The 23,168-nt window shown below is 67.2% G+C and carries 20 protein-coding genes; 8 read left to right on the top strand and 12 right to left on the bottom strand.

The annotated features are described in order from the left end of the window. The first annotated feature begins 115 nt into the window (after positions 1-115). Together OG716_RS22720 and OG716_RS22715 are read left to right on the top strand one after the other, a co-directional pair. Positions 116-595, top strand: a complete 480-nt coding sequence (locus OG716_RS22720) for an NUDIX domain-containing protein (protein ID WP_405132792.1) — start codon at positions 116-118, stop codon at positions 593-595. Positions 596-698: 103 nt separating this feature from the next. Beyond that, positions 699-2,642 (top strand): glycosyltransferase family 39 protein, encoded by a 1,944-nt coding sequence (locus OG716_RS22715; RefSeq protein WP_405132791.1) that lies wholly within the window; start codon positions 699-701, stop codon positions 2,640-2,642. A gap of 72 nt (positions 2,643-2,714) precedes the next feature. Here OG716_RS22715 and OG716_RS22710 read toward each other — a convergent pair whose 3' ends face one another. Continuing rightward, positions 2,715-5,294 (bottom strand): polynucleotide kinase-phosphatase, encoded by a 2,580-nt coding sequence (locus OG716_RS22710; RefSeq protein ID WP_405132790.1) that lies wholly within the window; start codon positions 5,292-5,294, stop codon positions 2,715-2,717. After that, on the bottom strand, positions 5,294-6,958 hold the full coding sequence (locus OG716_RS22705) for a 3' terminal RNA ribose 2'-O-methyltransferase Hen1 (RefSeq protein WP_405132789.1): 1,665 nt from the start codon (positions 6,956-6,958) through the stop codon (positions 5,294-5,296). Before OG716_RS22705 ends, OG716_RS22710 begins: the two co-directional genes overlap by 1 nt. A gap of 207 nt (positions 6,959-7,165) precedes the next feature. On the opposite strand from OG716_RS22705, the gene OG716_RS22700 reads away from it, so the two are divergent. The 5 genes from OG716_RS22700 to clpX all read left to right on the top strand — a co-directional run bounded on the left by OG716_RS22700 (position 7,166) and on the right by clpX (position 12,416). Continuing rightward, positions 7,166-7,729: an FKBP-type peptidyl-prolyl cis-trans isomerase gene (locus tag OG716_RS22700; protein WP_405132788.1), complete on the top strand. Its 564-nt coding sequence runs from the start codon at positions 7,166-7,168 to the stop codon at positions 7,727-7,729. A 165-nt stretch (positions 7,730-7,894) separates the two neighbouring features. Continuing rightward, entirely contained in the window at positions 7,895-9,298 is a 1,404-nt protein-coding gene (gene tig, locus OG716_RS22695; protein WP_405132787.1) for a trigger factor, read from the top strand. Positions 9,299-9,568: 270 nt separating this feature from the next. Beyond that, positions 9,569-10,153 carry an ATP-dependent Clp protease proteolytic subunit gene (locus OG716_RS22690; RefSeq protein ID WP_297617686.1) on the top strand — a complete coding sequence of 195 codons (585 nt, stop codon included), beginning with the start codon at positions 9,569-9,571 and terminating at the stop codon, positions 10,151-10,153. A gap of 34 nt (positions 10,154-10,187) precedes the next feature. Further along, positions 10,188-10,859: an ATP-dependent Clp protease proteolytic subunit gene (locus OG716_RS22685; RefSeq protein WP_327144449.1), complete on the top strand. Its 672-nt coding sequence runs from the start codon at positions 10,188-10,190 to the stop codon at positions 10,857-10,859. Positions 10,860-11,135: 276 nt separating this feature from the next. Then, positions 11,136-12,416, top strand: coding sequence for an ATP-dependent Clp protease ATP-binding subunit ClpX (clpX, locus tag OG716_RS22680; RefSeq protein ID WP_355123260.1), 1,281 nt, complete (start codon positions 11,136-11,138; stop codon positions 12,414-12,416). 69 nt (positions 12,417-12,485) lie between these two features. Here clpX and OG716_RS22675 read toward each other — a convergent pair whose 3' ends face one another. From OG716_RS22675 to OG716_RS22640, 8 genes are all read right to left on the bottom strand, one after another. Then, complete coding sequence (locus OG716_RS22675) at positions 12,486-13,058, bottom strand: carboxymuconolactone decarboxylase family protein (RefSeq protein ID WP_405132786.1); 573 nt, start codon at positions 13,056-13,058, stop codon at positions 12,486-12,488. Between the two features lie 88 nt (positions 13,059-13,146). Then, entirely contained in the window at positions 13,147-13,761 is a 615-nt protein-coding gene (locus tag OG716_RS22670; RefSeq protein WP_405132785.1) for a dihydrofolate reductase family protein, read from the bottom strand. 281 nt (positions 13,762-14,042) lie between these two features. Then, positions 14,043-14,597, bottom strand: coding sequence for a hypothetical protein (locus OG716_RS22665; RefSeq protein WP_405132784.1), 555 nt, complete (start codon positions 14,595-14,597; stop codon positions 14,043-14,045). An 81-nt stretch (positions 14,598-14,678) separates the two neighbouring features. Beyond that, positions 14,679-15,056, bottom strand: coding sequence for a nuclear transport factor 2 family protein (locus OG716_RS22660; RefSeq protein WP_355123267.1), 378 nt, complete (start codon positions 15,054-15,056; stop codon positions 14,679-14,681). A gap of 97 nt (positions 15,057-15,153) precedes the next feature. Continuing rightward, the gene (locus OG716_RS22655) at positions 15,154-15,330 is read right to left on the bottom strand and encodes a hypothetical protein (protein ID WP_405139841.1); all 177 of its coding nucleotides are present in this window, start codon (positions 15,328-15,330) and stop codon (positions 15,154-15,156) included. A 216-nt stretch (positions 15,331-15,546) separates the two neighbouring features. Further along, a complete protein-coding gene (fdhD, locus tag OG716_RS22650; RefSeq protein ID WP_405132783.1) occupies positions 15,547-16,359 on the bottom strand; it encodes a formate dehydrogenase accessory sulfurtransferase FdhD in 813 nt (270 codons plus the stop codon). Beyond that, on the bottom strand, positions 16,356-18,659 hold the full coding sequence (locus tag OG716_RS22645; protein WP_405132782.1) for an FdhF/YdeP family oxidoreductase: 2,304 nt from the start codon (positions 18,657-18,659) through the stop codon (positions 16,356-16,358). The genes fdhD and OG716_RS22645 overlap by 4 nt, the downstream gene beginning before the upstream one ends. 141 nt (positions 18,660-18,800) lie before the next feature. Next, entirely contained in the window at positions 18,801-20,141 is a 1,341-nt protein-coding gene (locus OG716_RS22640; RefSeq protein WP_405132781.1) for an FHA domain-containing protein, read from the bottom strand. 217 nt (positions 20,142-20,358) lie between these two features. On the opposite strand from OG716_RS22640, the gene OG716_RS22635 reads away from it, so the two are divergent. Then, a complete protein-coding gene (locus OG716_RS22635; protein ID WP_405132779.1) occupies positions 20,359-20,781 on the top strand; it encodes a hypothetical protein in 423 nt (140 codons plus the stop codon). Positions 20,782-20,977: 196 nt separating this feature from the next. Here OG716_RS22635 and OG716_RS22630 read toward each other — a convergent pair whose 3' ends face one another. Both OG716_RS22630 and OG716_RS22625 read right to left on the bottom strand, forming a co-directional pair. After that, positions 20,978-22,534, bottom strand: coding sequence for a glycerol-3-phosphate dehydrogenase/oxidase (locus tag OG716_RS22630; RefSeq protein WP_405132778.1), 1,557 nt, complete (start codon positions 22,532-22,534; stop codon positions 20,978-20,980). Continuing rightward, entirely contained in the window at positions 22,531-23,142 is a 612-nt protein-coding gene (locus OG716_RS22625; protein WP_405132777.1) for a TetR/AcrR family transcriptional regulator, read from the bottom strand. The genes OG716_RS22630 and OG716_RS22625 overlap by 4 nt, the downstream gene beginning before the upstream one ends. Positions 23,143-23,168 lie beyond the last annotated feature (26 nt).

Raw genomic sequence — 23,168 nt, 5'->3', positions numbered from 1 at the left:
AGCGGAAATTATCCGGAAGTGATCGAAAAATTATCGGCTACCCGGTCTGCTGAAGCGTCGCCCACTGTAGCGCCCCGAATGCGCGCATGTGTAGCGAACGAGGCAGACTGCGCACATGACGCTCAGGTACAGCGCGGGAGTCCTGCTCTTCCGCCGCACCCCGGCCCTCGAGGTACTGATCGGACATATGGGCGGACCGCTGTGGGCGCACAAGGACGCCTCCGCCTGGTCCATCCCCAAGGGGGAATTCGATCCCGCGCAGGAGCAGCCGCAGGACGCGGCCCGCCGCGAATTCACCGAGGAGCTGGGGCTCCCGGTCCCGGACGGCGAGTGGCTCCCGATCGGCGAGGTCGAATACGGCAGCGGTCGCAGCCGTAAACAGGTCACCGTGTGGGCGGTCGAGGGCGACCTCGATCCGGCACTGGTGGTGCCCGGAAACTTCGAGATGGAATGGCCGCCGCGCTCGGGCCGCATCCAGGAGTTTCCGGAGATCGACCGGGCCGCCTGGTTCCCGCTCGATATCGCGCAGGAGAAGCTCGGCAAGGGCCAGCGCCCGTTCCTCGATCGCCTCGGCGAACTCGCAGCTCGGTCTTGAACCGCGGTTCGAGTGCCGGCTTCCCGGTGCGGAACCCCGCTCACAGCTATCTCCCAGTGCAATCGCAGCGCCGAGTGTGGTGCCGTCTTGGAGGTTGGCCTGCATGATCGATACAGCGATGACGTCGCCGGATGCGCGACCCGGCGATCCACGGCCGATCGCGGGGCGGGCGACCCGCGGTGAGTACGCGGGGCTCGCGGTGCTGCTGGTCGGCACCGCCGCCGCGTACCTGTGGAGGCTGACCGCCAGCGGCTGGGCCAATTCGTTCTACGCCGCCGCCGTGCAGTCCGGGACCAGATCGTGGAAGGCGTTCTTCTTCGGCTCCTCGGACTGGGCCAATGCCATCACCGTCGACAAGACGCCCGCATCCTTCTGGCCGATGGAGCTCTCGGCCCGCCTGCTGGGTTTCAGCAGCTTCAGCATGCTGCTGCCGCAGGTCCTGCTCGGCGTGGCCTCGGTGGGGCTGCTGTGGGTGATCGTGCGGCGGTACTTCGGTGCGCCGGCGGGACTGCTGGCCGGACTGGTGCTGGCGCTGACTCCCGTTGCGGCACTGATGTTCCGGTACAACAATCCGGACGCTTTCCTGGTCTTCCTGATGATCGCGGCGGTGTGGGCCATGCTGCGCGCGGTCGAGGACGGCCGCTGGCGCTGGCTGCTGCTGTGCGGGCTGCTGGTCGGATTCGGTTTCCTGGCAAAGCAATTGCAGGTGATGCTGGTGCTGCCCGCGCTCGCGGCGACCTATCTGTTCGCCGGGCCGCCGAAGCTGGGCACGCGCATCGTGCAGCTGCTGGCGGCCGGTGCGGCCATGGTCGCCGGAGCCGGCTGGTGGGTGCTGGTCGCTCAGCTCTGGCCCGCCGATGATCGGCCGTATTTCGGTGGTTCCCAGCACAATTCGATTATCGAGCTGACCCTCGGATACAACGGCCTGGACCGGCTCAGCGCCGATCGGGGTTCGGGGGGTTTCGGCGGGGATATGCCGGACCGGCCGCACGGCAATTTCAACCCGTTCGGCGGTCAGGCCGGTCTGCAGCGACTGTTCAACGAGACGGTGGGCGGTCAGATCGCGTGGCTCATCCCGGCCGTACTGGTGCTGCTGGTCGCGTCGATCGTACTGTGCGGCAAGGCTCCTCGAACCGATCGGCAGCGGGCCGCGCTGCTCTTGTTCGGTGGCTGGGGGCTGGTGACAGGGCTGGTCTTCAGCCTCATGAGCGGAATCTTCCACGAGTACTACACGGTGGCATTGGCTCCGGCGCTCGCCGGTGTGGTTGGCATCGGGGGCGTGCTGCTGTGGCAGGAACGGCGCCGGGGCTGGGTGCGCGGCGCACTGGCGGTGAGCATGGCGCTCACCGCGCTGACGGCCTGGGTATTGCTTTCGCGCACCACGGATTTCGTGCCCCGGCTGCGCTGGGTGATCGTCGGTGTCGCAGTGGTGGCCGTGCTCGGACTGCTCGTCCGGACCGGCCGCACGCTGACGATCGTGACCCTGTCGGCCGCACTGTTCGCCGGACTGGCGGCCCCGGCCGCGTATGCGGTGGAAACCCTGCGCCTGCCGCACACCGGCGGGATCGTGCGGGGCGGTCCGCATCCCGATCCGGTCTTCCCGAACTTCGGGAATATGGGTGGCGGCGCCGAACCGGATGCGGATGCGGCGGCGGACAAGGAGCCTGCCAGGGGGTTCCCGTTCACCACTGCACCCACCGATAAGGTGCTGGCGCTGCTGGAGAGCAATGGCAACGCCTACACCTGGGTCGCCGCCACCATCGGCTCCAGCGATGCGGCCACCTATCAACTGGCCGCGGACTTCCCGGTCATGGCGGTGGGCGGATTCAGCGGTGGCGATCCCGCGCCGACGCTGGAGAAATTCCAGCAGGACGTCGCCGAGAGCCGGATCCACTACTACATCGCGACGGAGGAGCGGCACGGTCCGCCGCAGCGGCAGGTCTCGGAGGGTTCGAAGATCACCGGCTGGGTAAAGGATCACTACACGGCCACCACTGTGGACGGGGTCATCCTGTACGACCTGACCGTTCCGCGCGTGGCCGGGTAGTGAGGGGCGGTGCGGGCCGGAGCCGGATGTTCCGGCCCGCACCGACGCTTTCGGCGTTGCGGCCGTGGAGCTTTACAGCCGTGGGTCGATCGGCTCGGTCTCCAGGGCCAGCACCGCGAACACCGCCTCGTGCACGCGCCACAGCGGTTCCCCGGCCGCGAGACGATCCAGCGACTCCAGGCCCAGCGCGTATTCTCGCAGTGCCAGTGAGCGTTTCCCGCTCAGCCCGCGCTGCCGCAGGCGGCGCAGGTTCTCCGGGCGCAGATACTCCGGTCCATAGATGATCCGGAGGTATTCCGGACCACGGCATTTCACGCCCGGCTGCACCGGACGGCCACTGCGGGTGCCGGTTCCGGTGACCAGTGAGCCGACCGGCTTGACCACCATGCCCTCGCCGCCCGCCGCGGTGAGCTCGCTCCACCACGTTGTCGCCGCGGCTTCACCCTGGGCGTCGGTGAGTTCGACGAACATCCGCCGGGTCGGCGTGAACAGGCCGGGATCGGCGGCGACCAGCCGGTCGAGGCGCTCCAGGTGCCAGTTGTGTTCGCGCACCGCATAGTTCGCGCCCTGACCGGCGAGGATCTGGAACGGCGCCAGGCGGACGCCGGCCAGTCCGTCGACCGGCCAGCAGTAGCGGCCGTACGCGGTGGTGAACGCCTCCGCGTCCGCCTCGCGCGCCAGGGTGCGCTCGGCCAGATCGGCTACGTCCAAACCTCTTTCCCGCACGGCCGCCAGTATCTGTGCGGCCGTGCCCAGGGAAGCGCGCGCTGCCGCCCCGACCGCCGCGTACTGATTGCGCAGCAGGCCCAGTGCCTTGGCCGACCACGGCAGCAATTCGGTATCGAGCGCCAGCCACTCGGTATCGAGTTCCTCGAACAGCCCGGTCTTTTCGGCCGCGATGCGCACGCCCTCGAGCAGCGCTTCGGTCTGAGCGGTGTCGTCGAAGAACGGACGGCCGGTACGGGTGTACACCGCTCCGGTACTGCCGTCGTCCACGCCGAAGCGAGCGCGTGCGGCGTCCGCCGAGCGCGCCACCACCACAACGGCGCGTGACCCCATGTGCTTCTCCTCGCACACCACGGTCTCGACGCCTTCGGAGCGGTAGTACTCGAAGGCCTGTGCGGGGTGCTCCAGCAGCCCCTCCACAGTCGAAGTGGCACAGGGCGACATGGTGGGCGGCAGATAGACCAGCCAGCGCGGGTCGACGGCAAAGCGGCTCATCACCTCCAGCGCGGCGGCGGCCGCGTCCTCCTGCACGCCGACCCGGCCGAGGTGACGGGTCTCCACCACGCGGCGGCCGATCACATCGTCCAGGTCCAGCACGCCCGGATCGCGGTGCACCACACCGGTGCCGGGCACCAGGGTGGCGGGCTGCAGCGGGCGGGTCGGTTCGTACCAGACCTGTTCCGCCGCAACGGCGACCGGCTCGCGCTCCGGATAGCGCAGCGCGGTGAGCTGCCCGCCGAAGACCACACCGGTATCCAGGCAGAGGGTGTTGTTCACCCACACCAGATTGGACATGGGCGTGTGCCCGTACAGGACCAGCGCCTGACCGCGGTAGTCATTGGCCCACGGGTAGCGCACCGGCAGACCGTATTCGTCTGTCTCCCCGGTGGATTCGCCGTACATGGCGAACTCGCGCACCCGGCCGGAACTACGGCCGTGATACTCCTGCTTCAGACCGGCGTGCGCGACGACCAGTCTGCCGCCGTCCAGCACATAGTGGCTGACGAGTCCGCGCATGAACTCCTGTGCGGTCTTGCGAAACTCCTCGCTCTCGGCCTCCAGCTGCGCCAGCGATTCGGCGAGGCCGTGCGCGACCTTCACCTTGCGGCCGTCGAGTGCGCGCACCAGCTTGAACTCGTGGTTTCCGGTGACGCACAGGGCATTTCCGGAGCCGACCATGCCCATGACGAGGCGCAGCACACCCGGTGTGTCCGGGCCGCGATCGACCAGGTCGCCGACGAATACGGCGGTTCGCCCCGCCGGGTGGCTCGCACCGGCGGCCCGGCCGGCGGCGTCGCGGCTCAGGACGTAGCCGAGTTCGCCCAGCAGCGTCTCCAATTCGCTCCGGCAGCCATGCACATCGCCGATCACATCGAACGGGCCGGTGAGCTCGCGCTTGTCGTTCCACAGTCGCTCATCGGCGACGGTGGCCGCCTCGATTTCGGCGACCCCGCGCAGCACGTGCACCTTCCGGAAGCCTTCGCGCTCCAGGAATTTCAGGCTGCGCCGCAGGTCCCGGCTGTGCCGGGCCGCCACGTGCGGACCAAGATCCGCCCGATCCGGCCGCCCCGCATTGCGTTCCACGCAGATCTGGTCCGGCACATCCAGCACGATGGCCACCGGCAGCACATCGTGCGCCCGCGCCAATTCGATCAGCTGCTGCCGTGCTTTCGGCTGCACATTGGTGGCGTCGACCACCGTGCGCAGCCCACGCCGCAGCCGCACTCCCACCACATGGTGCAGCAGTGCGAAGGCATCGGCCGTGGCCGACTGATCGGACTCGTCATCGCTGACAATGCCGCGATAGGCATCCGAGGACAGGACTGCCGTCGGCGGAAAGTGCTTGTGCGCGAACGTCGATTTCCCGGAACCGGTGCTGCCGATCAAGACGACCAGCGACAGCGCCGGGACAGCCAGCTCCGCCATTACGCGGCCCCCATTTCCTCGGTCGTCCTGGTGAATACGGCCAGCTGAGTGGAGGCGCCCAATTCCGAATCCTCGGGACCGACCGGCTCGAATCGCACACCGTAGCCGTACGTTTCGCAGACCCGTCCGGCCCACTGCGCGAATTCCGCACGGCTCCATTCGAATCGGTGATCCGAATGCCGGAACGTGCCGGCTGTCAAGGTTTCGTACAGCGCGTTGTACTCACTGTTCGGCGTGGTCACGATCACCGCCCGCGGCGCCGCCACCCCGAACACCGTGTGCTCCAGCGCCCCCAGCCGAGGCGGATCCACATGCTCGATCACCTCCATGAGCACCGCGGCGTCATACCCCCGCAGCGACGCATCCGCATACGTCAGCGCCCCCTGCCGCAAACTCACCCGCTGCGCCTGCCGCTCCGGCATCCGCCGCATCCGCCGCTGCGCAATCCGTAGTGCCCGAATCGACACATCCACCCCCACGATCTCACCGAAACTGCTGTCCGCCAACAACTCCCGCAACAATGCCCCCTCCCCGCACCCGAGATCCAGCACCCGGCTCGCCCCGGCCGCACGCAGCGCCCCGATCACCGCGGCCCGCCGCAGCACCGCCAGTGACGGCACCCGATCGTCTGCAGGTTCCCGACTGACATCACTCACGCCTGCCACGGACCCGACCACATCGCCCGCCATCCCGGCGCGCTTGCGGCCGGGATCGACACGAGCAGTGCCCCCGCCGATTACGGTGAATTCCTGACGAGAGTCCGCCGAGATGACGGGGCCAGCAGCTCCGGCCTCTCCCTCGCTCGCATCGGGCGAAGGATCACCGAGTGCGAATCCCGCAGTGGCCGAGGCCAGCTCGGCGGCGAGGTCATCGCTGTTCTCCTCGACCGCGCCGAGCTCCTCCGGCTCGCGGTCGTCGAGTTCGGCGAGGCGGGCGAGTGCGGCGTGTACGAGGGAATGCCGCCGGGCCAGGTATCGCCGGGTGATCCAGGTGCGCTCGGGATGCGCTGCCAGCCAGCCCGCGCCGAAGCGCAGCAGTTTGTCGATCTCGGCGGTATCGAGGAAATAGTGCTTGCTGCCGTCGAGAACCGGGAGCAGCACATAGAGGTGGGCCAGCGCGTCGGCCAGCCGCTGCGTGCCGCTGAGTTCGAGCCGCAGATAGTGCGAGTCGCCCCATTCCGGGAACGCCGGATCCAACGGCAGGGGAGTGGCATTCACCGTCCAGCCCAGCGGTGCGAACACGCGCTCGGCCTCCGCCGCGCCACCCCGGCACGGCACCGCGGGCAACTCGATCCGCAGTGGCAGCGCGGTCTCGGCCAGCTCCGGCCGTTGCGCGCACCGCCCGTGCAGGGCCGAACCGAAAACGGTCGAGATGGCCACCGATACCAGCGAGGACGCCGCATAGGGCCGATCGTTCACATACTGCGCGAGACTGAATTCCGGTGCGCCCTTGGACTTTCCCCGCACCAGCCGCACCGGATCGATCTCCAGCAGCAGCGCCGCCGTGCACCGCTCCTCGGCAGCCTCCGGGTACAGCACATGCGCGACACCGTACGACTGCTCGAAAGTCTGTATGCGCGAGGGATTCTTGTGCAGCAGAAAGCCCAGATCGGAGGCCGGCCACGCGGCGCCCTCGGGTCGCGTACAAGAAATCGTCAACAGCATCTTCGGATGCTCCCGCATGCTCACCACCCCGGCAAACCAATTAGCGTCTCGTTCGCACGGCTTCAGCGTCGTGCTCGCACTGTTCCGACCGGCGGCACGATCACCGGCCGGTCCGTGCCCTCGACGCGGTGAAACAGTACCGACCGTGTAGTTTCGGCCCGGTGCCGCAAGTCTTTGCGGCCGTCCGAGACTCGGTGAGGAGCGGGAATGCGGTTGTTGGGCAAGGTCGGATCGATCGGCGCGGTTGCGGCGGCGGTGCTGTTGATGGCGGGCTGCGGAAGCAGTAGCGACACCAAGGCGGATTCGACGACCACCGCCGCGAGTTCCGCCGCGCAGGCCACGACCGCGGCGCTGAGCACCGGTCGCGAGTGCACCGCCGACGACGTCAAGGTCGACGGTGGGTTCGGCACCGCACCCAAGATCACCATTCCGACCGACTGCGATCCGCCCAAGACGCTGATCGTCAAGGATCTGGTCGCGGGCAGCGGTCCGGGCGCGCAGGCCGGGCAGCAGCTGACCATGAACTACACCCTGATCACCTGGTCGGACAAGAAGAAGCTGGACAGCTCCTTCGATCGCGGTGAGACCTTCCCGCTCAACCTGGGCGCCGGCGAGGTCATCAAGGGCTGGGATCAGGGCCTGATCGGCGTCCAGCAGGGCGCCCGCCGACTGCTCATCGTGCCGCCGAACCTCGGCTACGGCGCGGGCGGCCACGGCATCAAGCCGAACGAGACGCTGGTGTTCGTCACCGATGCGGTCAAGGTCGGTTAGCTAGGGCGCGAGCGCTGTACCAGGGCGACTGGGCTTCGGACCAGTCGCCGGGCGGCGTCTGCCCTGACCGGTTACCCGCCTTCGGCACCGGTCAACTAACCTGGTCGGGATGCGATCGGGGGGACCGAACATCAGACCACTAATACGAATGCAAGGAGCATGTCCGTGAAGAGCACCGTCGAGCAGCTGAGCCCGACCCGGGTCCGGATCAACGTCGAGGTGCCCTTCGAGGAGCTGAAGCCGGACTTCGACAAGGCATACAAGGCGCTCGCAGGGCAGATCAAGATCCCCGGCTTCCGTCCGGGTAAGGCCCCTGCCAAGCTCATCGAAGCGCGCGTCGGCCGTGGCGCGGTCCTGGAGCAGGTCGTCAACGACGTGCTCCCCAAGCGCTACAGCGATGCGGTGATCGCCACCGAGGTCAAGGTCATCGGCCAGCCCGAGATCGAGATCACCAAGATCGAAGACGGCGACGAGCTCACCTTCACCGCCGAGGTGGATGTCCGCCCGGAGATCACCCTCCCCGATTTCTCGACCATCGCCGTCACCGTCGATCCGATCGAGATCAAGGACGAGGACATCGAGGAGCAGCTCAGCTCGCTGCGCCAGCGCTTCGGCACCCTCAATGCCGTCGAGCGCGAGATCCAGGACGGCGACTTCGTCTCCATCGACCTGTCGGCCACCGTCGACGGCGTCGAGGTCGAAGAGGCCTCCACCACCGGTCTGTCGCACGAGGTCGGTTCCGGCCAGCTCATCGAGGGCCTCGACGAGACCCTGATCGGCCTCAAGGCCACCGAGGCGAAGGACTTCACCTCGAAGCTCGTCGCCGGTGAGCACGCGGGCCAGGATGCGGTCATCACCGTCACTGTGCAGTCGGTCAAGGAGCGCGAGCTGCCCGAGGCCGACGACGAGTTCGCCCAGCTGGCAAGCGAATTCGACACCATCGACGAGCTGAAGGCCGATCTGAAGACCCGCGTCGAGCGCGTCAAGAAGGTCGAGCAGGCCGGCGCCATCCGCGACAAGGTCCTCGAGACACTGCTGGAGACCGTCGAGATCCCGCTGCCGGAGAAGGTCGTCCAGGCCGAGATCGACGCCGTGGTCCACGACGCCGTGCACGGTTTCGACCACGACGAGGCCAAGCTGGCCGAGGCGCTCGAGGCCGAGGGCTCCTCCCGCGAGGAGTTCGACAAGGACACCAAGGAGTCGGCCGAGAAGTCGGTCAAGACCCAGCTGCTCCTGGATGCCGTCGCCGACGCGGAGAACACCCAGGTCGGCCAGGACGAGCTGTACGAGCGGATCATCTTCCAGGCGCAGCGCTACGGCATGTCGCCCGATCAGTTCATCCAGCAGATCCAGCAGGCCGGTCAGCTGGGCGCCGTGTTCGCCGATGTGCGCCGCGGTAAGGCCCTCGCCGGTGTGGTCGTCGCCGCGACCGTCACCGACACCGACGGCAATGCCGTGGACACCGCGGAAATGTTCGGCAACCCTGCCGAAGAGGCCGAGGAAGTTTCCGCCGAGGAGCTGGCCGAGGTCGCCGACGCGACCGAAGCCGTCGAGGCCGAGGCCAAGTAATTCGATCGAAAGGCCCGCGCTAGCTGGGAATTCGAGGGTGTGAACCCCGAGAGTCCCCCCGAGGGGCGGGCCGCGTCAGCGCCCACGTAAGTTTTGCGCTGTGAGCGAAGCAGGGCGGTACCGGGAGTTCGGTACCGCCCTGCTTCGTTAGGGTTTGTGTCGGCGCTGCAACTTGAGTGCTGGACCTTCTAAGTGATCAGTAGGGCTTGGTGGGACCGAGCCGGTGAGAGAGGGCAGGTATCCGTGACAAATAATCAGGCAGGGGTGCAGATGACATCCGCGACTGCTGGTCTGAACCTCAGTGATTCGGTCTACGAGCGCCTGCTGCGCGAGCGAATCATCTTCCTGGGCAGCCAGGTCGATGACGACATCGCCAACAAGTTGTGCGCGCAGATCCTGCTGCTGTCGGCCGAGGATCCGGAGCGGGATATTTCGCTCTACATCAACTCGCCCGGTGGTTCGGTCACCGCGGGTATGGCCATCTACGACACCATGCAGTTCGCCGAATGCGATATCCGCACCGTCGGTATGGGTTTGGCCGCGTCCATGGGTCAGTTCCTGCTCGCCGCGGGTGCGAAGGGCAAGCGTTTCGCGCTGCCGCATTCGCGCATCATGATGCATCAGCCGTCCGCCGGTATCGGTGGTTCGGCCTCCGATATCGCCATCCAGGCCGAGCAGTTCTCGTACACCAAGCGGGAGCTCAATCAGCTGCAGGCGCTGCACACCGGCAAGTCCGTGGAGCAGGTCACCGAGGACGCCGACCGCGACCGCTGGTTCACGCCGACGGAAGCCCTCGAATACGGCTTCATCGACCAGGTGGTCACGCACGCGCGCCAGGCCAACGGCGCCAGCTAGATCACCGCCCACCACACAGACTTTGGAGACGCATATGTCATTCGATCCGCGTGATGCGGGCATTACCTTCGCCGCTGCCGGTGCTCAGCTGCCGCAGTCGCGCTACATCCTGCCCCAGTTCACCGAGCAGACCACCTACGGCGTCAAGACGTCCGACCCGTACAACAAGCTGTTCGAGGAGCGCATCATCTTCCTCGGCGCCCAGGTCGACGACACCTCGGCGAACGACATCATGGCGCAGTTGCTGGTGCTGGAGTCGCAGGACCCCGACCGTGACATCACCATGTACATCAACTCGCCCGGTGGTTCGTTCACCGCGCTGATGGCCATCTACGACACCATGCAGTACGTCCGCGCCGACGTCGTCACGGTGTGCCTCGGCCAGGCCGCCTCCGCGGCCGCCGTGCTGCTCGCCGCCGGCGCCCCCGGTAAGCGCGCCGCACTGCCGAACGCCCGGATTCTGATCCACCAGCCGTCCACCTCGGGCGGTATCCAGGGTCAGGTGTCCGACCTGGAGATCCAGGCCGCGGAGATCGAGCGCATGCGCCGGCTCATGGAGGCCACGCTGGCGCTGCACACCGGCAAGGACGCGGAGACCATCCGCAAGGACACTGATCGCGACAAGATCCTCACCGCCGAGCAGGCCAAGGATTACGGCATCGTCGACACGGTCTTCGCGTACCGCAAGCTCAGCGCCCAGAAGTGACGCGCGGGGGTGGCGGGGGCGTGCGACCCCGCCACCCGGGCAAGGGTGAGTCCACGCACATGTCCGGTGAGAAACGTGCTCAAGTTGTCGACCTCGGTCGCGAGAAACAGGTACGGTCACTCTAGGGACCTTGGCTCGTGGTTGTCGGCCCGCTTTTGATTCAGCCGAAACGCCGTATCCCCTCATCTTGGGGAGACGGCTACGCTTTATAGGTGGCACTTCGCCGGCAGCCAGGACAGACGGTTGCACGCGGACAAGGAAGTAGGGACCCAGGAGATGGCGCGCATCGGTGATGGCGGCGATCTGCTCAAGTGCTCTTTCTGCGGGAAGAGTCAGAAGCAGGTCAAAAAGCTCATTGCGGGACCAGGGGTGTACATCTGCGACGAGTGCATCGATCTGTGCAACGAGATCATCGAGGAGGAGCTCGCCGAAAGCAGCGAGGTCAAACTCGACGAGCTGCCGAAGCCCGCGGAAATCCGCGACTTCCTCGAGCAGTACGTGATCGGGCAGGACGCTGCAAAGAGAACCCTGGCTGTCGCGGTGTACAACCACTACAAGCGAATTCAGGCCGGCGACAAGGGCCGCGACTCACGCGGCGAAGCCGTCGAGCTGATGAAGTCCAACATTCTCATGCTCGGCCCGACCGGCTGCGGTAAGACCTATCTGGCGCAGACACTCGCCAAGATGCTGAACGTGCCGTTCGCGATTGCCGACGCCACCGCGCTCACCGAAGCCGGATATGTCGGTGAGGATGTCGAGAACATCCTGCTGAAGCTGATCCAGGCCGCTGATTACGATGTGAAGCGCGCCGAGACCGGCATCATCTACATCGACGAGGTCGACAAGATCGCCCGCAAGTCGGAGAACCCGTCCATCACCCGTGACGTTTCCGGTGAGGGCGTGCAGCAGGCGCTGCTGAAGATTCTGGAAGGCACCCAGGCTTCGGTGCCGCCGCAGGGCGGTCGCAAGCACCCGCATCAGGAATTCATCCAGATCGACACCACCAACGTGCTGTTCATCGTTGCCGGTGCGTTCGCGGGCCTGGAGCGGATCGTCCAGGATCGAGTCGGCAAGCGCGGCATCGGTTTCGGCGCGGAGGTCCGGTCCAAGTCGGAGATCGACACCGCCGATCACTTCGTGGATGTCATGCCCGAGGATCTGATCAAGTTCGGTCTGATCCCCGAGTTCATCGGCCGCCTCCCGATCGTCGCGTCGGTTACCAACCTGGACAAGGAATCCCTCGTCCGCATTCTGGCCGAGCCGAAGAACGCACTGGTCAAGCAGTACGTGCGCCTGTTCGAAATGGACGGCGTGGACCTGGAATTCACCCAGGACGCGCTGGAAGCCATTGCGGACCAGGCGATTCTGCGTGGCACCGGCGCTCGTGGCCTGCGCGCCATCATGGAGGAGGTCCTCCTCCCCGTCATGTACGACATCCCCAGCCGCGACGATGTCGCCAAGGTTGTCGTCAACGAGGCCACCGTGAACGACAATGTGCTGCCGACCATCGTGCCGCGCAAGCGCCAGTCCCCGGAGCGCCGCGAAAAGTCGGCGTAGCGGTTTTCATCGGACCGGCCCCGCGAGAGTTTCTCTCGCGGGGCCGTTTTCGTTTGTCGCGGGGATTGTCTACTGTGCCCAGGGCACGCGGCACGAGTCCCTGCTGAAGCCCTGATCGGTGATGCCGAGGGCGTGGTATGCGCGGGCGCGGGAGTTCTCCAGGGCGATCTGGTAGGTCAGCTCCGTGACGCCTTTGACGCCGAAGCGCCGTTCGAGATCGGCGACCTGTTCGTCGGTGACGGTGAGGGGTGTGGCGGTCATGGCGTCGGCATAGGCGATGGCAGCGCGTTCATCGGCGCTGTAGGCGGGGTTGGACTCGTAGTCGTCGATATAGCGGAGCTTGTCGACATCCAGGTCGGACAATCGCATGAGCATGGTGCCGAAGTCCACGCACCAGGAACAGCCGACGGTTCGGGCAGTTCGGTAGACGGCGATCTCGCGGATATTCGCCGGCAGCACCGTGCACGCCTTCTCGGCGAGACCCTCGTGCACGGCCGAGGCCATGAAGACCCCCGGATGATTCGCGAGAACGGCGAAGGGCTCGGGGACTTCGCCGAGGCGGCGCTTCAGGTACCGGTAGATGACTCGGGTCAGCGGTCCGGCCTGCTGCGGGCTGACGACGGGGAGTCGGGTGGCGCCCATGGTGGTCTCCTTCGATCCGCGTGGGTGCTTGCACCCCTTGGACGAGATACCGCCACCCGACGTGACGCGCCGGCGGGTATGTCGTGTGTCACTCCGTGGTGAGGTCGCCGTATATCGGAGCGCCCGCCTTGCGGTAGGTGCTGATCACGACACCGGCAGGTGTGCTGCGGGTTTCGGTGAGAGTGAGACCGGCCGGCTGTGCGCCGTCGGCGAAGAAGCGCTTGCCGCTGCCGAGGATGACCGGGAAGGTCAGCACGTTCAAGGTGTCCACCAGGCCGAGGGCGAGCAGTGACTGCGCGAGATTGCCGCTGCCGTGCACCTGCAATTCCTGTCCGGGGCGTGCCTTGAGTTCGGCGACCTCTTTCGCGAGATCGCCCCGCAGCAGTTCGGTGCCCGACCAGCCGGCCTGGTCGAGGGTGCTGGTCGCCACGTACTTGGGCAGCGAATTGAGCTTGGACGCAAGGGGATCGGCCGGGTCGTCGTGCAGCGGCCAGTACGAGGCGAAGATGTCGTACGTGCGCCGGCCGAGCAGGAAGGCATCGACCCGATCGAAGACCGAGACCATGAATTCCCCGAAGGCCTCGTCGCCGTAGGGCGCCGACCAGCCGCCGTGGGTGAACCCGCCGCTGGGATCCTCCTGCGGCCCGCCCGGCGCCTGGTACACGCCGTCGAGGGTTACGAACTGGGTGACCGAGAGTTCCATAGTGATCTCCTGCGCTGTCGCCGGCCCGCCTGAGGCGAGCGCTTCACCTGTCCTGACGGAGCAGGCACCGCGAACTCATCGGTCGGGTGTGGACGATCAACCCATCGGTCTGCTGTCCGGTAGAGCTGTTCTCCTGTGTGGATCGGTGACAATCGATTTCTCGATCGCGCCCTGACCGGGAATCGCCATTGATCCCCCTGGTTCGCCGTTGAACCTTTATCCCTTTACTGGAAAATCGGTGCCCGCACTACACCTGTTACGACGGTGCGCGGCAGCGAAATTCATCGCGGCGGCCGCGTGCGGGAAGACCCGCCGCGACGTGGGAATCTCAGGGTGAACGGCGCCAACTCGGGCACGGGGCGGCGTTCACGCGGGGCGACCAGTATGCAGGCCAGGCCGAGCGCGGGCAGGGCGACGGCGGCGGCAATGCTGAGCCCGTAGCTCACTCCGCTCATGCCGTCGGGGTGGTGGAAGGTGTGATAGATCAGGTGCGGCACGCCGAAGACCAGCCAGCCCAGCCCGGCCACCCGGGCCAGCAGACTGTCCATGAAATACAGCGCGGCCGCGGTGAAGGCCCCGACCGCGAGGAAGAACGCACCCACGTCCGAGGCGAGATGATGGTTGTAGGGGCCGTCCATGCTGATCCACTGCATTCCGAAGCCCGGAAAGCTGGTGTACCAGGAGTGCGGTGCGCACACCGCCCAGGCGCCGACGATGAAGGCCTGTGCCGTCAGTATGCCCAGCATGATCTGCAGCGCCAGCCACCGTCGCCGGTTCACCTCCAGGCGCATGCGCACCCGGATGCCATCCCCCGTGCCGTGCAAAGAGATTCGCACCGGCCCTCCCGTCCCGCCGTCGAATCGTCAAGTGCTGTCACCGTAATTCGACGAACGGAACGGGGCAATAGGCGAAAAACGCTACTGCTGCTTGGTCAGTGCCATATCGTCCTGGCCCCAGTAGGCGCGCATGGAGACGATCTTGCCCTCGTCGTCGAATTCCATGATGTCGATCGGCGACAGCGTCATCTGCTGATCGCCGAACTTCGTCACGAGCGTGAACGATACGGCCGCATGCTTTCCGGCGACCTTCAGGGTGTGGATTTCGGTCTGCCGCTCCGACACATGCTCGAGCGCCGCGTACAGCTCCCGAATGGCCTCGTGCCCGCGCCGGGGCTCGCTGCCGATGGGATCCTCCACGACCGCATCCGCCGCATACAGCTTGACGATGTCGTCGGTGGGCCCGGTGGCCACCAACTTCACATACTGTTCGACCACATCACGGGGCTGCGCTGCCATGGAATCTCCCAAAAGAATTGACACGTGTTCTACCGCGCGAGCCTAACAGCAGCGGGCCCGGATCGGACCCGTCCGCTTCACTCTCCGGGACGGATTCTCAGGCGATCAAGGCCCTGTTCACCAGCACCGCCTGGGTGAACAGGGCCCAATCATTGATGATGTGCGCGCCCGAGGAGCCCCAGAGATTCTTGGTGCGGATATAGAGGGTGAGAACCAGCCGGGCGCCGCCGATGACAATGAACGCCTGCGCGAAATTCCAGTCGTAGGTGGGCAGATGGGCCGCGCCGAACCAGACGGCGCTGACGAGCCAGGCCAGGATATGGCGGTGCGGCGGGACAGCTTCACCCTGCCGAAGACGAAGGACGTGCCGGGAGCGCCCGGGTGTGGTGGGTGTTCATGGCGCTCCTACCGTTCGACCTGTACGAGGGTCATGGTCGCAGCCTCTTGTTACAGGCGGTCACAGGTGTGCGGTCGAACGGTTACGGCCAGGTCAGACCTGCAGCCGGTGGATGCCGGTGTAGGCGTTCATGGTTTCGCCGCGCAGGAAACCGACCAGGGTGAGATCGGCTTCGGCGGCCAGATCCACGGCCAGCGAACTGGGGGCGGAGACCGCGCCGAGGAACGGGATTCCGGCCATCACCGCCTTCTGGACGAGTTCGAAGGAGGCGCGGCTGCTGACCATCAGCAGCAGTTCGTGTGCGGGGAGCAGGTTTTCGCGCAGGGCCCAGCCGATGACCTTGTCCACGGCATTGTGGCGGCCCACGTCCTCGCGCACCACCAGGGCCTTACCGTCGAGGGTGAACAGGCCCGCACCGTGCAGGCCGCCGGTGGCGTCGAAAAGCGTTTGCCGGGAACGGAGTTCGCCGGGCAGACCGGCGAGGGTGTCGAGGGAGATCGAGATGCCGTGCGCGGGCAGCGGATAGCGGGTGCGCGTACGGATCTCGTCGAGCGCGGTTTTCCCGCAGAGGCCGCAGGAGCTGCTGGTGAGAAAGCTGCGCGGGGTGACCGGGACGGGGTGCCGCAATTGCACGTCGAGCACGTTGTAGGTGTTCTGGCCGTTCTCGTCGGTGCCGGCGCAGTAGCGGGCGGTGACGACGTCCTCGAGCTCACCGATAATGCCCTCGGCGAAGAGGAAACCGTGGATGAGGTCGATATCGGCGCCCGGTGTGCGCATGGTGACGGTGAGTGATGCACCGCCGGTGCGGATCTCCAGGGGCTCCTCCACCACCAGGGTGTCGGGCCGCTGGATATTTCCGGCAGGGGAGATGCGCAGGGTGGGGCGGCGGGCGGTGACTCGGCTCACGACGTCCTATGGGTGTGGCGTTCCAGGCGGATGGTGACCGCCTTGGAGACGGGCGTATTCGACCGCAGCGCAACATGATCCAGCGGGACGAGCGGATTGGTCTCCGGATAGTAGGCGGCGGCGTTACCGCGTGGCGTGGCGTAGCCGACCAGCCGGAAGCCTTCGACCCGGCGCTCGGTGCCGTCGGTCCACTCGGAGATCACGTCCACGAGTTCGTCCTCTGCGAAACCGAATTCGGCGATGTCCGCCGGATGCACCAGGACCACACGGCGGCCGTTGTGGATACCGCGGTAGCGGTCGTCCAAGCCGTAGATGGTGGTGTTGTACTGGTCGTGGCTGCGCAGCGTCTGCAGGATCAGGCGGCCCCGCGGGACCGGGAGCCAGCGCAGATCGTTGGTGGCGAAATTGGCCTTGCCGGTATCGGTCCGGAATTCGCGGGAGTCCCGCGGCGGATGTGGGAGCTGAAAACCGTTGCGGCCCCGCACCTTCGTGTTGTAGTCGGCGCAGCCCGGCACCACGGCGGCGATGGCATCGCGGATCTTGTCGTAGTCGCGCTGGAATTGCGCCCACGGCACCGAATGCGCCGGCCCGAACAGCGCCTGTGCCAGTTCGCACACAATGGCGACCTCGCTGCGCAGTTCGGTGCTGACCGGCTTCAGGCGACCGGTCGACAGATGCACCATGGACATCGAATCCTCGACCGAAACCTGCTGGCGCGCATCGCCCTGCATATCCTCATCGGTGCGGCCGAGGGTCGGCAGGATCAGTGCCGTCCGGCCGTGCACCACATGACTGCGATTGAGCTTCGTCGAAACCTGCACGGTGAGATCACAATTGCGCAGGGCGGCCTCGGTCACCTCGGTATCCGGGGTGGCGGAGACGAAATTGCCGCCCATGCCGAAGAACACCTTGCCGATGCCGTCTCGCATGGCGCGGATGGAATTGACTGTGTCCCAGCCGTGTTCACGCGGGCTGCTGATGCCGAACTGATCGTCCAGGGCGTCGAGGAAGGAGTCCGGCATCTTCTCCCAGATGCCCATGGTGCGATCGCCCTGCACATTCGAATGCCCGCGCACCGGGCAGACGCCCGCACCCGGCTTGCCGATCATGCCGCGCAGGAGCAGCAGATTGGTGGCCTCCTCGATGGTGGCCACACCGTGCAGTTGCTGCGTCAAACCCATTGCCCAGCAGATGATCACGGCCCCGGACTCGGCCAGCAGGGCGGCGGTGCGATCCAGGTCCGCGCGGGTCAGGCCGGTGGCCTCCTCGACCACGCCGAGATCGACCGCGCGCATCTGCTTCTCGTATTCGGCGAAACCGGCGGTGTGCGCATTCACGAAGTCGTGATCGACCACTGTTCCCGGCTTGCGGTCCTCGGCCTCGAACAGCAGTTTGCCCAGGCCCTGGAACAGCGCCATATCGCCGCCGAGCCGGATCTGCAGGAAGTCGTCGGCAATGCTGATGCCGCCGGTGAAGCCCTTGAGCGTCTGCGGATCCTTGAAGCCGATGAGCCCGGTCTCGGGCAGCGGGTTCACGGCGATCACCTTGGCGCCGTGCGCTTTCGCCTCACCCAGCGCCGACAGCATGCGCGGATGGTTGGTGCCCGGATTCTGCCCGGCCACGATAATGAGATCGGCCTTCTTGAAATCGTCGATCGTCACCGAACCCTTGCCGATGCCGATGGAGGCGGTCAGCGCGGTGCCCGAGGATTCGTGGCACATATTCGAGCAGTCCGGCAGATTGTTGGTGCCGAAGCTGCGCACCAGCAGCTGATAGAGGAACGCCGTCTCGTTGGCGGTGCGGCCGGAGGTGTAGAACACCGACTCGTCGGGGGAGGCCAGGGCGCGCAGGTTGTCGGCGATCAGACGGTAGGCGTCGTCCCAGGCAATGGGGGAGTAGTGGGTGTCGCCGGGGCGCAGCACCATCGGATGGGTGATGCGGCCCTGCTGCCCGAGCCAGTAGCCGGACTTGCCGTCCAGGTCCGCGATCGAATGCGCGGCGAAGAATTCCGGGGTGACGGTGCGCAGCGTCGCCTCCTCGGCCACCGCCTTCGCGCCGTTCTCGCAGAATTCCGCGGGTCGGCGGGCGCCGCTGGGTTCCGGCCAGGCACAGCCCGGGCAGTCGAAGCCGTGCCGCTGATTGACCCGGGTCAGGGTGCGGGCCGTGCGGACGACACCCATCTCCTCGACGGCGCGCTCCAGGGCCACGGTCACCGCTTTGACGCCCGCTGCCGCGGTTTTCGGCGCGGTCACGGTCAGCGCGGCCTCATCGATGTCTTTTTTCGGCGCGGCACGATGCATAGCGACCATCTTCCTCTGCGGCGGGCGGGGTGTCCCGGTAGGTCCTCCGCATCGTAGGCAGAGCGCGGCGACGCCCACGCACGCCCCGCGCTCTCCCACCGGCGGATGTCAGCAGCACTCACCGTGGATGGGGGGTGACCGTCAGCGGCGGCGGTCCTGGTGGTAGGTGAGAATGCGGTCGCCGACGCGGACGCTCCAGCCTGCTTTCAGTTCGGACGGGCGCTGGCCCACGCGTATCCAGTCCTGGCCCGGGGCGGCCACGAAGGTGCCGCCGGGAGTCGCGGCGTCACGCACGAGGACCACGCCGTTCTCGATGAAAACATAGGCGTGGATGCGGGATACGTGGCGGTCGCGCGGGATCACGATCGGGACGGCCGTGCCGCGGCGGACCGAATCGTCGATCATGGGATCGCGTCCGATCACGTAGCGCCTGTCCATCGGATAGATGGCGCCGTCCACGGTGATGAGCGCGCCGTGGGGCGGGCCGAGCTTGTCGGTCTCCGGTTCCGGTGTGGCCGCGAGCGGCATCACCCGTGGCGCGGCCGACTGCGCATCGGGCGAGGCAGGTCTCGGGTCCGCTGCGGTCGAGGCTGCGCTGGGTGACCCAGCCTTCTCGGTGGGTGGGTCGAGAGGGTCGACGGCCGCCGGTGTGCCGCCGGCTTCCGCTGTGGCCGCGGCTTTCGAGTTGAATGCTGCCGTCGGCGGCTGGTCTGCCGGGTCGGGTCGCGGTTCGGCGCCGGCGGACGCGTGCTCCGGCACGCTGTCACGCTGCGGCTTCTTGGTGAGATCGAGCGCGCCTGCCGGTTGCTTCTCCGGCGCAGCGGATTCGCGGCGGAGCGGTTCCGCGCTACCCGGGGTGGAGAACCGCGTATGTGATGGAGTGGGCACCGCAACACGCTTGGTCGCATCGCCGGGCGGCACCGCGGAGGTGGGCGTGGCCGGATGAGTCTCGGGTTGAACAGCTTTCGACGATCCCGTATTCGTGGTCCGCAGCGGCGGGGTGATGCCGGTGCGCGGTGCATGCAGCACGAACCCGCCCGCGGCAGCCACACCCGAGCGCAGATCGGTATGCGGAATCTCGGCGCCGGCCTCGGTCTCGCCGACCACGGTCACCCGCCGCACCGGATCCCGCAGAATCTCATCGACCCAGGTCATAGCGCGCACACCGGACAGCTGCCGGGTGCCTTCCGGGCCGTCGACCACCGCCCGTACCGCGCCGCGCAGCAGCACCAACATGCCGCCGGTCGTCGGCGCGACCACCCCGAACGCCGGTGGCTGCGCATTCCCGCTGCTGAACACCGCGGCAGCCAGCCGCTGCGCAATGGCCACGCCCGGATCGGCCGCGGTCGACGCCGTCTCGGCCGCCCCGAGAATTCTTTCCGTCGACGGACTTTCGGCGGCCAGGAAAATAAGCACACTTCCGAACCGCGCGACCAGCCCTGGCCCGCGTGTCAATCCGACAGTGGTCGGAATCCGCCCCATCCGCGCCTCCTACTCCGGCGCTCATTACATCGTTGCCAAGCATAGGACCGTTCACACGCGCGTGGGATCTGTCCGGAATCGGCGCATTGTGTGGAGCGGCCGGGTGCGGAACACGCCAGATTCCGGCAATAGTCCCCGAAGCGCCGGATCGCGAGCGAGGATCGAGGCAATGTGCCGGTGCATTCGGTTCCGGCAGTGCCGACGAGGACAGCACCCTATGGGCATCAGCAAGAGGAACAGGCGGGCAGCACCGGTTGCCGCCGCACTCGGCATGGCCGCAGCGCTCACCGTGCTGGCCGCACCCGCCGGGGCCACCGCCACCCGGGTGGGTGTCGAGCCCGCCCTCAGCTTCGGCTCGGCGACGAACTACGGCACCGGCTGCACCTACCCGGTCGACGCCTACGTAGACGACCCCTCCACCCCGGTCGGCTTCTACGACAACGGCATCCGCTTCGGCATAGCCACCCCGTCCGGCAGCCTCGCCATAGCGAACTGGACCCCCGCCACCCCCGGAGCCCATCGCCTCCAGATCATCCAGCAGACCCCGGCCCGCGGCGGCGACGTCGTCCCCTACATCGACCTCACCGTCGGCACCGGCTTCAGCACCGGCTCCGGCTGCAACGTCTTCGGCGGCGGGTAGCCCCGCCCCGCCACCGAGGCGCGGTGACCAGAGCGGTTTGGAAGCGGCCGCGCCACGTGTGGCCCTCCAGCATCGAGACGATGCGAGCGCGACCACTGGATCGGGGGCCGCCTCCGATCCGATCGCCGTTCCCGCGCACTGAATCATGTTGGGTTCGTTCGCGGGCTGTGTCATCGCGCGTGGGCGCGCGGCGACGCTACTCGGCTCGGGCGGGGCGGGTGAAGGCGGCTTCGGCGGCGGGGGTGGCGGCTTTGCGGTCGGTGTCGACGAGGCCGATGCGGGTGCGGCGGTCGAGGAGGTCGTCGGGGTCGAGGGCGCCCTCGTGGGTCGTGGCAAAGGCGAATTCTGCTGCTATGACATCGATTCCGGGGGCCACCGGTTCGGCCAGTTCCGGATGTTGCCGGGCGAGTTCGAGAATGGTGGCGGCTTCGCTGCCGTAGCGCTCGACCAGGCGGGTGGGGGCTTCGACGCGGTCGCGGGCCGCGCCGGACACCGCGCCGATCAGGGGGAGATCGCGGGTGTGGCAGGGGGCGGCGGTGAGGTGGGCGTGTGCGATGGCGGCATCCACGGTGTCCTCGGCCATTTTGCGGTAGGTGGTGAGTTTGCCGCCTACGACGGTGATGACGCCGGTGGGGGAGGTGAGGACGGCGTGCTCGCGGGAGATATCGGCGGTGCTGTTGTCACCGGTGCGCAGCAGTGGCCGCAGGCCCGCAAAGGTGCCGCGAATATCATTGCGGGTCAGCGGCTCTCGCAGCACCGTATTGACGGTGTCGAGCAGGAAGTCGATTTCCGATTCGGTGGCATGCGGCACATCCGGCACCGGGCCGGGCGCTTCCTCATCGGTGAGGCCCAGGTAGACGCGATTGTGCGCGGCGGGGAAGGCGAAGACGAATCGACTGGTGCTGCCCGGAATCGGCACCGTCAGCGAGGCGGTCAGCCCGCCGAAGGCCGCGGCATCGAATACCAGGTGGGCGCCGCGCGAGGGCCGCAGCTCGATGCTCGGATCCACCTGATCAGCCCACACCCCGGTCGCATTGATGACGGAACGAGCTGTGACGGACAGGGTTTCGCCGGTCAGCCGATCCAGCAGCGTCGCCGTGGTGCCGCTGACCTCGCTCGCCTCGACCCGGGTGAGGATCGACGCGCCGTGCAGCGCCGCCGTACGCGCGATCGCCACCACGAGCCGGGCATCGTCCACCAGCTGCCCGTCCCAGGCGAGCAGTCCGCCACGCAATCCGGCACGCCGCACCGTCGGCGCGAGCCGCAGCGCCTCCGCGGCCGCCACTCGCCGCGACCGCGGCAGCACCGACGCCGCCGTACCCGCGGTGCGCCGCAAGACGTCTCCGGCCAGGAATCCGGCGCGCACCAGCAGCTTCTGTGCCACACCGATATTCGGCAGCAGCGGCACCACCTGCGGCAGCGCGCGGGTCAGATGCGGTGCCGTCCGGGTCAGCAGAATATCGCGCTCGACCGCACTCTCGTGGGCGATGCCCACCCCGCCGCCGGCCAGATACCGCAGCCCGCCGTGCACCAGCTTGGAACTCCACCGGCTGGTCCCGAAGGCCAGATCATGCTTCTCCACCAGCACGGTGCGCAGTCCGCGCGAGGCGGCATCGAGCGCCACACCCACACCGGTGATCCCACCGCCGATCACCAGCACGTCGATGGTCCCGCCCGCGCCGAGCGCGAGCAGTTCCCGCTGCCGCCGACCGGCATTGAGCGCCGAGCTGGACTGAGCCGAAATGCCGCTCATGAGTAGACCTTTCGCTGAGATTCCGAGGGACCCGGCGCCAGGTATCCGTCGATGGCGCGGGTGAGTTCGATATCGAGATGATCGGAGTCGAGGAAGTCGACGACGGTGCCCGCCGACTGCACCGCCGATTGCGCCAGCAGCAGGAGCATGGCGGCCTGCCGTTCGGCATCGCCGTGCCGAATGGACCCGTCGCGGTGGCCCTCTCGAATGCCGTCGGCGAACATCCCGATGAGCGCCCGCTGATTGCGCCCGAGCCGCTCGAACACATAGGTGAGCATGACATCGGCATCGGTCCGGAAGATCTTGGCGAACAGCGGATTCCGCCGCATCATGGCCCCGCCGCCGACAATCGCGGCCACCAGCCGCGCCCGGGCATTGCCGCCCGCGGGCACGGCATCGGCAATGATCTCGTGCAATTCGCGCACCAGTAGATCCGCCACCAGCGACCCGGTATCGGCCCAGCGCCGGTACACGGTCGGGCGACTGACCCCGGCGCGGCGCGCGACCTCGGTGAGGGTGGTGCGCCGGACGCCGAATTCGGCCACGCAGGCGCGCGCCGCATCGAGAATCGCCCGGTCGACGGCGGAAGACGGTTCGGTCGAAGCCATGGATGCCACCATCGGTAGGGAGGGTT

Origin of the sequence: Nocardia sp. NBC_01388, assembly GCF_045040085.1 — a bacterium.
Taxonomy (GTDB): Bacteria; Actinomycetota; Actinomycetes; order Mycobacteriales; family Mycobacteriaceae; genus Nocardia.
Note: the sequence above shows the minus strand (reverse complement) of the source record. Positions and strands in the feature narration are given on the sequence as shown.

Bases quoted from the DNA above. Each gene is read 5' to 3' on its own strand.
- OG716_RS22720 (WP_405132792.1), top strand. From the start codon at position 116: ATGACGCTCAGGTACAGCGCGGGAGTCCTGCTCTTCCGCCGCACCCCG.
- OG716_RS22715 (WP_405132791.1), top strand. From the start codon at position 699: ATGATCGATACAGCGATGACGTCGCCGGATGCGCGACCCGGCGATCCA.
- OG716_RS22710 (WP_405132790.1), bottom strand. From the start codon at position 5,294: ATGGCGGAGCTGGCTGTCCCGGCGCTGTCGCTGGTCGTCTTGATCGGC.
- OG716_RS22705 (WP_405132789.1), bottom strand. From the start codon at position 6,958: ATGCTGTTGACGATTTCTTGTACGCGACCCGAGGGCGCCGCGTGGCCG.
- OG716_RS22700 (WP_405132788.1), top strand. From the start codon at position 7,166: ATGCGGTTGTTGGGCAAGGTCGGATCGATCGGCGCGGTTGCGGCGGCG.
- OG716_RS22690 (WP_297617686.1), top strand. From the start codon at position 9,569: ATGACATCCGCGACTGCTGGTCTGAACCTCAGTGATTCGGTCTACGAG.
- OG716_RS22685 (WP_327144449.1), top strand. From the start codon at position 10,188: ATGTCATTCGATCCGCGTGATGCGGGCATTACCTTCGCCGCTGCCGGT.
- clpX (WP_355123260.1), top strand. From the start codon at position 11,136: ATGGCGCGCATCGGTGATGGCGGCGATCTGCTCAAGTGCTCTTTCTGC.
- OG716_RS22675 (WP_405132786.1), bottom strand. From the start codon at position 13,058: ATGGGCGCCACCCGACTCCCCGTCGTCAGCCCGCAGCAGGCCGGACCG.
- OG716_RS22670 (WP_405132785.1), bottom strand. From the start codon at position 13,761: ATGGAACTCTCGGTCACCCAGTTCGTAACCCTCGACGGCGTGTACCAG.
- OG716_RS22660 (WP_355123267.1), bottom strand. From the start codon at position 15,056: ATGGCAGCGCAGCCCCGTGATGTGGTCGAACAGTATGTGAAGTTGGTG.
- OG716_RS22645 (WP_405132782.1), bottom strand. From the start codon at position 18,659: ATGCATCGTGCCGCGCCGAAAAAAGACATCGATGAGGCCGCGCTGACC.
- OG716_RS22640 (WP_405132781.1), bottom strand. From the start codon at position 20,141: ATGGGGCGGATTCCGACCACTGTCGGATTGACACGCGGGCCAGGGCTG.
- OG716_RS22635 (WP_405132779.1), top strand. From the start codon at position 20,359: ATGGGCATCAGCAAGAGGAACAGGCGGGCAGCACCGGTTGCCGCCGCA.
- OG716_RS22630 (WP_405132778.1), bottom strand. From the start codon at position 22,534: ATGAGCGGCATTTCGGCTCAGTCCAGCTCGGCGCTCAATGCCGGTCGG.
- OG716_RS22625 (WP_405132777.1), bottom strand. From the start codon at position 23,142: ATGGCTTCGACCGAACCGTCTTCCGCCGTCGACCGGGCGATTCTCGAT.